This is a genomic window from Achromobacter sp. D7-1, assembly GCF_059760445.1.
The window spans coordinates 119,486-132,046 of sequence record NZ_JCBAMT010000002.1 but is presented as its reverse complement, the minus strand read 5'-3'; the positions used below and the strand labels follow the sequence as shown (position 1 = coordinate 132,046).

Here is a 12,561-nt window from a genome sequence, read left to right as displayed (position 1 = left end):
TGCTCGTATTATTGAAACTTGATCACTCTTCGCGCTCCCTCGCCACGACGCGTTGTGCGCGCCGATTGCTGGCCAGAGATTTCGCGTACACCGATTCCGGCCGTATGCGATGCGCGATCACGTAACCCGTAATGCAGGCCAGCATCAGCGGCAGCATGACTTCATAGCTGAGCGTCATCTCGAAAATCATCAGTATGGACATCAATGGCGCATAGGTGGTGGCAGCCAGCAAAGCCCCCATGCCGACCACTGCATAACTGGATACCGCCGACAGATCGCCCGCGGGAAACAAGGCCTGCAGGCCGGTCCCGTACAGGGCGCCCAGCGCCGCCCCCACGAACAGCGTGGGCGTGAACACCCCGCCCACCGCGCCCGACCCCACGCTGGCCGCGGTGGCCAGCGTTTTCAACAGCAGAATGGCGGCCACCGCCTGCCAGGCCCATTGCGTATGCAACATGCTGTTGACCACGCTGTAGCCATTGCCCCATACCTCGGGATTCACCACCGACAAGGCGCCGACGATCAGGCCGCCCAATGCCATGCGTACCCACAGCGGCGCGGGCACGCGACCGAACGCGGCACGCGCCGTGTCCAGGAAACGCAGGAATTGGGGCGCCGCCAGGCCTGCGATCGCCCCCAACCCCAGATAGTTGATGACTTCCCATCCGGAGACGAAAGTGAAGGGCGGCATATGAAAAACCGCGTCGTAATGCAGGATCTGGCGCGTCACTATGTTCGCCACGACCGACGATACGACCAGCGGCACCAACGTGGCCGAAGCGATCGCTCCAAAAACGATCTCGGAAATGAACAGGGCGCCGGCAATGGGCGCGTTGTAGGCGGAAGTGATCCCCGCCGTGGCGCCGCAGGCGACCAATAAACGCAAATGCCGCGGCGGCAGCACCAGATAACGTCCCGTCAGGGATGACAACATCGCCGCCAACTGCACCATGGGTCCCTCACGGCCGATGGAGGCGCCGGAGCCGATGGAAAAAATCGACGACAGGCTGCGCGCAACCGTCTGGCGGAAACCGATGACCCCGCGGCCGATGGAAATCGCCTCCATATAGTCCGCCGCGCCGCGCTTGGGCAGCCATCTGGCCGCCATCTGCAGGATGAGGCCGGCTACGGCGCCGCCTATGGCCGGCATCAGGAAGCGTTGCCATGGGCTCAGCCCCCGGGCGACTGACACCATGCCATGCGGCGCATCTACGCCGCCGAGCAGCATCTGCGCCCACCCCAGCATTTCCCGGAAGACCACGGTGGCCAGCGCCCCCAACAGGCCCATCAGCGCCGCGGCGCACAGCGTGGCCGGCAAATTGTCCGCCAGCAAACGGCTTCTCAGCCAGATTGCCCAACCCGATTTCTTGATTCTGATTTCTGTCGCCATGGCGGAATTCTACGGCGGAACCTGCTCACTTTTTGTTCAGTTCCCAGTCAAGAATGGCTACGCGTCTCCCCTCGAATCCCGCTTTCCGCGAACGCCTTGGAGCGCCTCCAAACGCCTCCAGAAGGGCAAAAAAACAGGGTGGCAACCGGACGTTTTTCGGGGTAAAAGTGCCGCTTTTGGAGCTCGTCCGGCAGAAAGGCCCTGTGGATAACTCCTAAGTAGCCGCCTTGTGCACATTTTGTGGAGGCAAGTTGAACAAGCAGGGGTTTCGGACAGGGTCCAAAATCTTGTCCAACTTCAGCTTTTTTCCCACACAGAGTTCTTGCACAGGCAAAAACGGCTGCAAGCTGATGAAAAAAAAGAGGTTTTCAAGGTTAAGGTAGTTATCCACAGGCCTTATTAATCATTAGTCTTTATATAAAGAGAAATAAAGGAAAAGCCAAACATGCTCTCCCATTCCGCCCAGCCATTCCCCCCCGGACTCCGTCCATGCGCATCCTCCTGATAGAAGACGAAGCCGAACTTGCCCGCTGGCTTTCAAGAAGCCTGGCGAGACACGCGGGTTTCGTGGTTGAGTGGGCTGATGACGGATTGGTCGCCGAAAGAAGACTGGCGATGGAAGAATTCGACGCGGTCATCCTGGACCTGGGACTTCCGGGCATGGATGGCCATGCTTTGCTGGCGAAGATCCGCGCGCGGGACGACCGTACGCCGGTGCTGGTCTTGACCGCGCGCGATTCGCTGGCCGAAAAAATCGGGACACTCCACCAGGGAGCAGACGATTTCCTGCCAAAACCGTTTGTTGTGGAAGAGTTGGAAGCGCGATTGATCGCACTGATCCGGCGCAGCCGCGGACGCGAACACCCGCGACTCACCCTGGGAAACCTGGTTTTCGAAACTTCCGCTCAAAAATTCACGGTCAATGGACAGCCCTTGCAGTTATCCCCACGTGAGCACTCGGTTTTGCGAGTACTGATCCAGAAAAGCGGTGAACCCATCAACAAGCAGCAGATCCTGGACCGCATCCTGACCGACGATGCGGACATCAACCTGGAAGCCATCGAGGTCGTGGTGCATCGTTTGCGCAAAAAATTGGCGGATACCGGTGTGCAAATCGTGACCATGCGAGGCATGGGCTACTGCCTGGAGAACCTTGTTGACAACTAGAAGTGCGGAAAAAAAGGGATTTTTCGCGTCAAAAAAGCGCAATCGCACCCTGAAGACCCAGCTTCTCTGGTGGCTGATCCCCACGCTGGTCTTCGTGATGATGGGCGCGCTTTGGCTGTCGAACCACCAGTTGCGCAACCAGGTCGACATTGCCTACGACCGCTCGCTTTCCGGAGCGCTGCGCGCCATCGACCACAACATATCCACAGCCAGCGGTGGATTAGCCATGGAGCAGCCGTACCTGATGCTGGAATTTTTCGAGCTGACGGCCAATGGCAGCGTGTTCTACAGGGTCGCCACCGAGGACGGGCTGGCGGAAATAGGCAATCCGGACCTGCCCATGCCTGCCGAACCCCTGGTTTCTGGCGAGCCGCGCTTTTTCTACGCCGATTACCAGGGCACGCCCGTACGGGTTGCGGCCCTGGCCCGGCCGATGGATCCCCCCCTGTACGCGAATAAAGGGGGACGGGTTATCGTGCAGGTGGCCGAAGGCCTGGATACCCGGCAGGCGTTCCTGCACCAGGTGCTGGTGCGCTCGGTGGAGCGGGACCTGGCCGTGATCCTGATCAGCGTCCTGGTGATCATTCTGGGGGTTTTCATGGCCCTGCGCCCCCTTGTGAGGCTGCGTCAGGAGGTGGAAGGCCGTTCTGCGGACGATTTAAGCCCCGTGAGCGCTTCGGAGATGCCAGGTGAGGTCCTACCCCTAGTCTCGGCCGTAAACCTCCACATGGCCCGTTTTGCGGCTCAGGCGAGGGTCCAGAGTCAGTTCCTGGACGACGCGTCGCACCAGTTGCGCACGCCGTTGTCGGTTTTGCGGACCCAAACGGCCTATGCCTTGCGCGAAACAGACCCCCAGGAGGTCCGTACAGCCCTTCTGGCGATGCAAGAGGGCTTGGACAGGGCCACACGCACCACCAACCAAATGCTCGCCCTGGCGCGCGCTAAGGACGCTTCCCTGGCCGAAGGCGGATTTACCCCGGAACCGGTGGACCTGGTCGATCTGGCTGATGGGGTCATCCGTGGCCTGCTTCCGACCGCCCGCGCCCGCCAGCTCGACATCGGCCTGGAAGCCGATATCCGGCCGGTTACTGTGCTGGGGGCGGAGTGGCTGCTTCGGGAAGCGGTCAGCAACCTGGTGGACAACGCCATCCGTTACACCTCGTCCGCGGGGGAGGTCACGGTGAAGGTCCAGGTGGAAGCCGGGCAGGCCAGGCTGGTGGTCGAAGACAACGGCCCCGGCATGTCGGCGGAAGACATTGCCCGCGCCTGCATCCGCTTCCGGCGGGGAGCAGCGGGCAAAAACAAGCCCGGCGCCGGTCTGGGACTCGCCATCGTGGGGACCATCGCCGAGACTCTGGGGGCGCGTCTACAGCTGGAAAACCGGGTCCCGTTGCCAGGCCTGAGGGCGGCATTGGTGTTTACCCTGGAAATGCGGGAGGATGCTGCGCCGCATCAGGAAAACAGCCGGAATTGAAAGCTTTTGGAAAGCTTTGTTTTTGTACGGTTGCGTCCACTGGGGCCGTTATCGCGGAAAGAACCGTCTGAGCAGAGCTTCCAGCCATACCTAGACCTATAAATCTCGGAGACGCAAAAAATGCAGACTAGTCTGAAACTACGCCTGGCCGCCGTCGCGGCGCTGGGCGCGATTACCTTGTCGATGGGCGTCGCCCACGCGGCCGACGAGCCGCGTCGCCCGGAATGCATCGCGCCTGCCCAGCCCGGCGGCGGTTTCGACCTGACCTGCCGTCTGGCCACCGAAGGCCTGAAGCACAGCGGCGCGCTCAAGAGCGCCATGCGCATCGTCTACATGCCGGGCGGCATCGGCGCGGTGGCCTACAACAACATCGTGGCCCAGCACCCGAACGAGCCGGGCACCATCGTGGCTTTCTCGGGCGGTTCGCTGCTGAACCTGGCCCAGGGCAAGTTCGGCAAGTACAACGTCAACGACGTGCGCTGGCTGGCCGCCATCGGCACCGACTACGGCGTGGCCGTGGTCCGCAACGATTCCCCGTACACCGACCTGAAGAGCCTGATGGACGCCTTCAAACAGGATCCGACCAAGATCGTGCTGGGCGCCGGCGGCACCGTGGGCAGCCAGGACTGGATGAAGGCCGCCCTGACCGCCAAGGCCGCGGGCGTGGATTTCAAGAAGATGCGTTTCGTGGCGTTTGAAGGCGGCGGCGAAGCCGTGACCGCTTTGCGCGGCGGCCATATCCAGGCCTACATGGGCGACGCGGCGGAGGCCTTCACCATGCTGGAAGGCGGCGCCCCTATCCGCGTCCTCGCGGTGTTCAACGACCAGCGCCTGCCGGGCAAACTGGGTACCGTGCCCACGGCCAAGGAACAGGGCTATGACATCGTCTGGCCGATCATCCGCGGCTTCTATGTCGGCCCGAAGGTGTCGGATAGCGATTACCAGTTCTGGGTCGACGCCTTCAACAAGACCACGGCTTCGCCCGAGTTCGACAAGCTGCGCCAGCAGCAAGGCCTGTTTCCCTTCAACAAGACGGGCCCCGAGCTGGACGCCTACGTGAAGAATCAGGTGAAGGTCTACGGCGAGCTGGCCGATTCCTTCGGCCTGATCAAGAAGTAAGCCGAAAGGCGTTTCTCCCTATCGCGTTCATCAGGGTTTCTCCGCCGCCGGCTTTGCCGCGGCGGCTGGGGATCCCTGCGCCGCGCGATGCGACTACAACGGAAAAGTGATCATGAACGATCGAATATTGGGCGTGGGGGCACTTGCGCTTGCCGCCTTCATGACGGCGGCCGGCTGGGGAATCGAAGCCCCGTTCGCCTACGAGCCGGTGGGCCCGCGCGCCTTTCCGCTGCTGCTGGCACTGATCATCGGCCTGTGCGGGCTGTGGCTGGTTTACAAGGGCGGCCATCAGGTCGAGGCCAATCCGCCTGGCGCGAACGGCCGCATCGCGCTGATGATGGCGTTCACGGTGGCTTATGCCTTCCTGTTCCAGTGGCTCGGCTTCGTGATCGCGACGTCCTTGATGACGGTATTCGTCGGCCGCCTGTTCGGAGGTAGCTGGATCAAGTGCGCCATCGGCGGCGTCGTCATGAGCCTTTTCTTTTTCGTGCTGTTCGACAAGGTGCTGGACGTGGTCCTGCCTGGCGGCCTGCTGGAGACCCTGATATGAGCGGCATTCTTGATCATTTGGCGATCGGCTTTGGCGTAGCCTTATCGCTGACGAACATCCTGGTGGCCATGATCGGCTCGTTCATCGGCACCATGGTGGGCGTGCTGCCCGGCCTGGGGCCGGTCAACGGCGTGGCGATGCTGATACCGATTGCTTTCGCCATGAACCTGCCGCCCGAGACCGCGCTGATCCTGCTGGCTGCCGTGTATGTGGGCGCCGAGTATGGCGGCCGGATCACCGCGATCCTGCTGAACGTGCCGGGCGAGGCCAGCGCCATCATGACGACGCTGGACGGCTATCCGTTGGCGCGTCAGGGCCTGGCCAGCGTGGCGCTGTCGCTGTCGGCATGGTCCGCATTCTTCGGCGCCATCGTGTCGGTACTGGGCATCATTCTGCTGGCGCCCTTGCTGGCGAAGTGGGCGTTGGCTTTCGGGCCGGCCGAGTACTTCGTGCTGATGATTTTCGCGTTCTGCTGCCTCACCAGCCTGTTGGGCAAACAGCCCATCAAAGGCGTGCTGGCGGCAATGATAGGGCTGTCGATTTCGGTGGTGGGCGTGGACGCGAACTCGGGCGTTTACCGCTATACCTTTGAATCGGTGCATTTGGCCGACGGTATCGATTTCGTGGTGGTTGTGATCGCGCTGTTCGCGGTCAGTGAGATGCTGGAAATGCTGGAGAAGGTGATGGCCGGCCACAGTGTCGAGGTCAAGCCCAGCGGTCGCAAGCTCTTCAACTTGAAAGAGATGGCTTACACCTGGTGGAGCGTGGTGCGCAGCGCGCTGGTGGGCTTTGGCGTGGGAGTGCTGCCAGGCGCCGGCGCCAGCGTGGCCGCTGCCGTGGCGTACTCGCAGGAAAAGCGCATCATTGAAGCCAAGGATCCGGAAGCCAAGTTCGGCAAGGGCGACATGCGCGGCCTGGTTGCGCCGGAAGCCGCCGCCACGGCCTCAGCCATCGGTTCGTTCGTGCCCATGTTGACCCTGGGCGTGCCCGGTTCGGGCACCACGGCGGTGATGATGGGCGCGCTGACGCTCTACAACATCACGCCGGGTCCGGTGCTGTTCGACACCAAGCCGGAACTGGTTTGGGGCCTGATCGCTTCGCTGTTCGTGGCCAACGTGCTGCTGTTCATCATGAACGTGCCGCTGGTGCGCTTCTTCTCCAAAGTGCTGTCGGTACCGGGATGGCTGATGGTGCCGGGCATTCTGTGCATCAGCTACATCGGCGTCTACGCAATTAATGCGGGCACGTTCGATCTGCTGCTGGTTGCCGGTATCGGCGCTTTGGGATACTTCCTGCGCAAGTTCGGCGTGCCCATGGCGCCGCTGGTGCTGGGTGTCGTGCTGGGCAACATGATGGAGCAGAACTTGCGCCGCGCCTTGTCGATGACCGACGGCGACGTGGCCGTGCTGTTCGCCAGCCCTGTGTCTATCTCGATGTGGGTGGGGGCGGCCGCGGTCGTGATCGTGCCGCAAATCATGCGCCGCATGCGCGCCGCGAAAAAGCTTGCCGCTGGTCCGGTCTGATCCCATGTCGGCGCGGCTGTTGTAAAGGGCAACAGCCGCACTGCGGGATCTTGGCCGGGAACTGCAAAGGGCGCCTTATGGGCGCCCTTTTTTTGTCGATTGAATCACACAGATAGTGAGTTCTATATATACGAGCTTTTACTCATGTTTTTTGCGAAAAGCTCTTTCATATGGCGTCCGCGTGAAATCACGGATCCCTGACGAGTCGATTTGGAAGCGGCGTCAAACTTGCGCCAGGCGTTCCAGGGCGGCATCGAGGGTCGCGTCTTTCTTGGCGAAGCAGAAGCGCACGATGCGGTGGTTCGATTCAGGCGCGTCGGGCTGGCGGTAGAACGCGGATACCGGTATCACTGTGACGCCATGATTCACTGTCAGATCGCGCGCGAAGTCGGCTTCGTTCTGCTTGGATATCTGGCTGTAGTCGGCCAGCAAGAAAAAGGTGCCGGGGCTGGGCAGGGGGCGGAAGCGGGTCTTGGCCAAGCCCTGCGCCAGGCGGTCGCGTTTGGCCTGATAGAAGGCCGGCAGATCGAGGTAAGGCTTGGGGTCGCGCATGAATTCGGCCAGGGCGAACTGCATGGGCGAGGGCACGGTGAACACCATGAATTGATGCACTTTGCGCAGTTCCGCGCTGAGCTGACGCGGCGCGCAGCAATAGCCGATCTTCCATCCCGTGGTGTGATAGGTCTTGCCGAAGGACGAGATCACGAAGGCATGCTCGGCCAGCAGCGGGCGTCGCGCCACGCTGGCGTGTGGCTTGCCATCGAACACGATGTGTTCATAGACCTCGTCGGACACCAGCAGCACGCCGGTATCTCGCACGATGGCTTCCAGTGCGTCCAGGTCGCTATCGTCCAACACCGCGCCCGTCGGATTGTGCGGAAAGTTCAGCATCAGCAGACGCGTCTTCGACGTGATGGCTTCGCGCACGCGCTGCCAGTCGATGCGGTAGTAGGGATCGGCCTCGGTGGGGGCGCGCAGCGGCACCGGCACGGCAGTGCCGCCCGCCAGGCGGATCGCCGGCAGATAGGAGTCGTAGCAAGGTTCGATGACGACGACTTCGTCGCCACTGCCCACGGCGGCCAGCACGGTTGCCATCAACGCTTCGGTCGCGCCGCTGGTGACGGTGATTTCGGTTTCAGGATCGTAGGCATGGCCGTAGAGCTCGCGCGTCTTGGCGGCGATGGCTTCGCGCAGGGGTGCGACGCCAGGCATGTAGGGATACTGGTTGTGGCCGTCGGCCATGGCCTTGGTCACCAGGGCGCACAAGGCGGGGTCGGGATCGAAATCGGGAAAGCCCTGGCCCAGGTTGATGGCTTTGTGCTCGATGGCCAGGCGGCTCATCACGGTAAAGATGGTGGTGCCAACGTCGGGGAGTTTGGATCGGATCATGGTGGACGCGAGAGTGAACGTTGCTAGCAGAGAGAGTTTTCGTAAGTATCCCACTAACTCATAATTCGGTTTTCTCATGAGCTTAAGGCGCGACGGTATCGTGGTTCAGAACATGTTGTTGAGGGTATTGGGCGGTTTGGCGATCGCCTTGGCCGGCGCGTTGTTGGCGGTGTGGGCGCATATTCCGCTGCCATGGATGCTGGGGGCGCTGCTGCTGACGGCTGCGACGCGTATCGCGGGCCTGGGCACAGCGTGTCCCCGGCCGGCGCGCAATGCCGGCCAGTGGGTGATTGGAACTTCCCTGGGCCTGTACTTCACGCCGCAGGTGATAGGCCACATCGGCAGCAATGCGGGCCCCATCATCGTCGGCATGTTGTTCGCCTTGGGCTTGGCATTCATGGGCACGGCGATTCTGCGCCGCTACACCGACGTCGATTTCAAGACTGCCTGGTTTTCTTCGGCGATCGGCGGCGCCAGTGAAATGGCGAACCTCGCCGAACGCCATGGAGCCCGCATAGACCGCGTGGCGACGGCGCATAGCGTGCGCGTGCTGATGGTGGTCGTCGCGGTGCCTTTCATCTTTCAATGGTGGGGCGTGGCGGGCCTGGATCCGACGGTGCCCGGCCCCAAGGTGGTCCATGGCTGGGGACTGGCGCTGCTGGTTGCGCTGACTTGCATAGGGGGCACGGCTTTCATGAAGCTACGCTTGCCCAATCCCTGGGTGCTGGGTCCTATGTTGGTCGCCATGCTACTTACGACCAATGGCATCGAGCTGTCGGCGTTGCCGGACTATGTACCGAAGATAGGCCAGTTGCTGATCGGCTGGTCGCTGGGCGACCGCTATCGGCCGGATTTCTTTCGTGCCGCGCCGCGTTTCATTGCCGCGGTGGCGGGCTTTACGGTGGCCGCGCTGGCGCTCGCATTCGGCTTGGGCGCATTGCTGTCGCTGTGGTCCGCCGCGCCGATCCCGACACTGATTCTCGGCACTACGCCAGGCGGCATCGCCGAGATGGCCATCACGGCCAAGGTGCTGCAGTTGGGTGTTCCGGTGGTCACCGCGTTCCACGTCATGCGCATGGTTTTCGTCGTGATCGTGACAGGCCCGATCTACGCTTTTATGGCGCGCCGCCAGGGCCGCGCGCCGTAGCGGAACGAGATCCAGTATTAAAAATACGACATTGGGGTAAACAACTATATGAGTCTGTAATGCGTGCTGAGTATGCTGATTACGCAGTTGATTCAAGCAGCGCGCGGACTCGTTCTGCAGCTAGGCGGCAAACGGGAACGCAGCAGCAACGCAGGTACCACTACCGGTCGTTCAGTTCTCACGGCGTCCTTGATTCATTGCATTTCGAGTTAATTACAGGACGCTAGAAAAAATGGCTCAGAAGGGCAAAGTTAAGTGGTTCAACGCTGACAAGGGTTACGGTTTCATCACGCCGGACGTTGGTGGTACCGATGTTTTCGCACACTTTTCCGCCATCCAGGGCCGCGGCTATCGCAGCCTGAACGAAGGCCAGGAAGTCGAATTCGAAGTCAAGGATGGTCCGAAAGGACCTCAAGCGGCCGAAATTCGCCCGCTCTAAATCGGGAAATCCCAATTTCCCGTCTGCCAGGTCCGACCTGGCTACAACGCCCCAAGACCTTCTGGTCTGGGGCGTTGTTTCATTTGGCGGCGCGCGCTTTATCCGTCTGCGCCAACAGAGTAGTTAGTGTTCACTAACATATCCTCCAGCCGTGGATAAGTTTGTGGATAATTATTTTTGGGTATGAGTATTTTCGTGCTCACCAATGAAGCAATAGTCTATCCGCAACGGGGTTTTGCACAGTTATTCCATCTTCCTTGGAACAACAATGTCCGGCCGCCAGGATGTCGGGCCTGTCTAGGTTTGCAGGCACTGTTTATATGTAAACAGGGCGATTCCCTAGGGAATACAGGCATTTAACGCAGTTTTCTGGCGGTTGCGCGGCCAGGGCGCTTACGCTTCGCGATACTCCCGGCTGGCCATCACGGCCCGTTTTACCTCTGGCGGCGGAGGGTTGTTCACAAAGATATCCCCATCCCGGTTATGCACAGAATTACATCCTTTGGTGCCCCGGGAAGGCCCATCTGCCTGTGGATAGAAATGGGGATAGGCTCGGAAGATAGCGCTCGGGGAGCATCGTCCGGCCCTAATGCCAGCCCGATGACATGGGTTGGGCTTGATCGGCGATGTTGCAAGCGAGCCGGAGTTCTCTGCCGAATTTCAGCCCGGCGGGTTTTCCACAGGGATTCACATGAAAGACAGGCCCTCGCCCAAAAGGATGATGGTGAACCCATCTATGGAGGTGCAAGATACTTGTCTGATCAAGGAATCTGTCCCGGGTCGTTCGCGGCTTTCGCGTAGCGGCGGACCGCAGGATGGATGTGCGTGGATAAACGTGTGGATAATCCGGTCCCGCGATTTTTCGAGCGGCATTTTGACTGAAGCGAGCTGACAGAGTTCCGCGTCAGTTTGGGATCGATGGTCGTCATTCGTCTTTTTCGAAAACTCGTCGGATGGTGGGGCGATCTTATCCACATAGTTGTCCACGTTTTTTTGCCACAACGTGGCTTTATTTTGTGGCATGCGTGGTCGCACGCTTGGCAGGCATCCAAAATAGAAATAATCGATTGCTGCCATAGGGAACGGCGTTGTGCATTTGTGCTTTTTCATAGTTCTTGGCACTTTGCTGTTTTGACGGAACGTTCTCTTTTTTCTCCAAGGCTACGCTGTTCTCGGCGACTTATCCCCAGAGTTGTTCCACGTGAAACGGCTGATGCCGTCTGGCTATCGGATTTGCTAGCTGTTGATAACCCTATGCGAGTTCAACGACACACGGTTGGATAGTGAAGGGGTTGATGGGCAACTATCCAATGTTCTGTCTGGCTTGCTATACCCTCAGTTGGCAGGGTGGGTGTACTGCTTTGCTTGTCTGGTTCCGAGGAGCGTTCAACGTTTCAGTTTCCAGCCAGATTTCGATGGAGTTCAAAGTGATTTCTTGAGTCTGACAGGATGGTTTTCCGGGCTGGGAATTGCTGATGGCTTCACAGTTGAAGATCAGGATTTAGGTTGATCACGCGGGGTGAGTGTTGATGTCTATGGTCTTTGTGGTTTCACGTGGAACAAGAAAATGCTCTTTTTTTGGGTAAGGGGTAGGGTAGGGGTCGAAAAATCGCTTTTTTTCGTAGAAACCATCAAATGATCGACTTAGGCCGCGGACAAAGCAGAGCTTGCGGGATTACGGTCCATGCTCGATTCTGTTGCAGTGAAGGCTGATTTTGGGGCGTCGATTTCAAGCATTGCATTCTGGAGTAGCCCGTCCTCTGTTTCACGTGGAACACTTTGGTTCGGCCTTCGGTGTCTGCTTATCGCGTATTCGCTAGCAGGCGTATGTTTCACGTGGAACAGTGCAAGTGGGCGCCGCGAACTCCGATGTTTCACGTGAAGCATCACCGAAAAGTATCCAGTAGAGAGCCTGCAGAACGCGCTTCTCCATTTCCAAGTTCTGCTCAGTTGCTACTACCTGCGAATGCTGGAATGACTTCGGTGCCTAGGGATGCAGCAATGGCGCTGGCTTGAGCTCTAGAAACGTAGCCGTTTCATGTTTCACGTGGAACATTTGCGACCATGTACGCGGAAGCGGGAGAGGGGATGCCGACTTTGACGCGGGGGATTGCTCATGCCCATATATGGCATCTCTTCTCTGTCCGAGACCCTGGTGTTGCCCGCGTCTTGTCGCGGCTTGAATTGAGCAAGCATTCGCGTTTGCACAGGTGTTTCACGTGGAACATATAGGGTTCGGGTTGATGTGATGAACACATTTTCCGGATGGACGTACCCCGCCAACCTGTTCAATTCAATGACTATCCGCTGCAAACGGGATGAGTGCGCCGAAGGCACGCGGTGTTTCACGTGAAACCTAATAG

At 59.8% G+C, this 12,561-nt stretch carries 10 protein-coding genes; 7 read left to right on the top strand and 3 right to left on the bottom strand.

The window, feature by feature from the left end; all coding sequences use genetic code 11:
* Positions 1-22 precede the first annotated feature (22 nt).
* Positions 23-1,390, bottom strand: a complete 1,368-nt coding sequence (locus AC6LKD_RS01895; RefSeq protein ID WP_492275688.1) for a ClcB-like voltage-gated chloride channel protein — start codon at positions 1,388-1,390, stop codon at positions 23-25.
* Between the two features lie 489 nt (positions 1,391-1,879).
* Between AC6LKD_RS01895 and AC6LKD_RS01890 the strand changes: the two genes are divergently transcribed.
* The 5 genes from AC6LKD_RS01890 (at position 1,880) to AC6LKD_RS01870 (ending at position 7,223) form a co-directional block, all read left to right on the top strand.
* A complete protein-coding gene (locus AC6LKD_RS01890; RefSeq protein ID WP_013397059.1) occupies positions 1,880-2,557 on the top strand; it encodes a response regulator in 678 nt (225 codons plus the stop codon).
* Positions 2,547-4,031 (top strand): sensor histidine kinase, encoded by a 1,485-nt coding sequence (locus AC6LKD_RS01885; RefSeq protein WP_498114877.1) that lies wholly within the window; start codon positions 2,547-2,549, stop codon positions 4,029-4,031. The genes AC6LKD_RS01890 and AC6LKD_RS01885 overlap by 11 nt, the downstream gene beginning before the upstream one ends.
* A 120-nt stretch (positions 4,032-4,151) precedes the next feature.
* Entirely contained in the window at positions 4,152-5,150 is a 999-nt protein-coding gene (locus AC6LKD_RS01880; protein ID WP_013397057.1) for a Bug family tripartite tricarboxylate transporter substrate binding protein, read from the top strand.
* Between the two features lie 112 nt (positions 5,151-5,262).
* Complete coding sequence (locus AC6LKD_RS01875) at positions 5,263-5,700, top strand: tripartite tricarboxylate transporter TctB family protein (RefSeq protein ID WP_013397056.1); 438 nt, start codon at positions 5,263-5,265, stop codon at positions 5,698-5,700.
* Entirely contained in the window at positions 5,697-7,223 is a 1,527-nt protein-coding gene (locus tag AC6LKD_RS01870; protein ID WP_498114875.1) for a tripartite tricarboxylate transporter permease, read from the top strand. Before AC6LKD_RS01875 ends, AC6LKD_RS01870 begins: the two co-directional genes overlap by 4 nt.
* Before the next feature lie 222 nt (positions 7,224-7,445).
* On the opposite strand, the gene AC6LKD_RS01865 is transcribed toward AC6LKD_RS01870, so the two are convergent.
* Positions 7,446-8,612, bottom strand: coding sequence for a pyridoxal phosphate-dependent aminotransferase (locus AC6LKD_RS01865; RefSeq protein ID WP_013397054.1), 1,167 nt, complete (start codon positions 8,610-8,612; stop codon positions 7,446-7,448).
* 76 nt (positions 8,613-8,688) lie between these two features.
* Here AC6LKD_RS01865 and AC6LKD_RS01860 point away from each other — a divergent pair, with 76 nt between their 5' ends.
* Positions 8,689-9,759, top strand: a complete 1,071-nt coding sequence (locus AC6LKD_RS01860) for an AbrB family transcriptional regulator (protein WP_013397053.1) — start codon at positions 8,689-8,691, stop codon at positions 9,757-9,759.
* Between the two features lie 232 nt (positions 9,760-9,991).
* Entirely contained in the window at positions 9,992-10,198 is a 207-nt protein-coding gene (locus AC6LKD_RS01855; RefSeq protein ID WP_006216596.1) for a cold-shock protein, read from the top strand.
* A gap of 687 nt (positions 10,199-10,885) precedes the next feature.
* Here the strand turns inward: AC6LKD_RS01855 and AC6LKD_RS01850 are convergent.
* On the bottom strand, positions 10,886-11,308 hold the full coding sequence (locus AC6LKD_RS01850) for a hypothetical protein (protein WP_498114873.1): 423 nt from the start codon (positions 11,306-11,308) through the stop codon (positions 10,886-10,888).
* Between the last annotated feature and the right edge of the window lie 1,253 nt (positions 11,309-12,561).

What these genes read in the sequence shown, in the direction of transcription:
- AC6LKD_RS01870 (WP_498114875.1), top strand. Translation starts at nt 5,697, where the DNA reads ATGAGCGGCATTCTTGATCATTTGGCGATCGGCTTTGGCGTAGCCTTA.
- AC6LKD_RS01860 (WP_013397053.1), top strand. Translation starts at nt 8,689, where the DNA reads ATGAGCTTAAGGCGCGACGGTATCGTGGTTCAGAACATGTTGTTGAGG.
- AC6LKD_RS01855 (WP_006216596.1), top strand. Translation starts at nt 9,992, where the DNA reads ATGGCTCAGAAGGGCAAAGTTAAGTGGTTCAACGCTGACAAGGGTTAC.
- AC6LKD_RS01880 (WP_013397057.1), top strand. Translation starts at nt 4,152, where the DNA reads ATGCAGACTAGTCTGAAACTACGCCTGGCCGCCGTCGCGGCGCTGGGC.
- AC6LKD_RS01875 (WP_013397056.1), top strand. Translation starts at nt 5,263, where the DNA reads ATGAACGATCGAATATTGGGCGTGGGGGCACTTGCGCTTGCCGCCTTC.
- AC6LKD_RS01890 (WP_013397059.1), top strand. Translation starts at nt 1,880, where the DNA reads ATGCGCATCCTCCTGATAGAAGACGAAGCCGAACTTGCCCGCTGGCTT.
- AC6LKD_RS01895 (WP_492275688.1), bottom strand. Translation starts at nt 1,390, where the DNA reads ATGGCGACAGAAATCAGAATCAAGAAATCGGGTTGGGCAATCTGGCTG.
- AC6LKD_RS01850 (WP_498114873.1), bottom strand. Translation starts at nt 11,308, where the DNA reads ATGAAAAAGCACAAATGCACAACGCCGTTCCCTATGGCAGCAATCGAT.
- AC6LKD_RS01865 (WP_013397054.1), bottom strand. Translation starts at nt 8,612, where the DNA reads ATGATCCGATCCAAACTCCCCGACGTTGGCACCACCATCTTTACCGTG.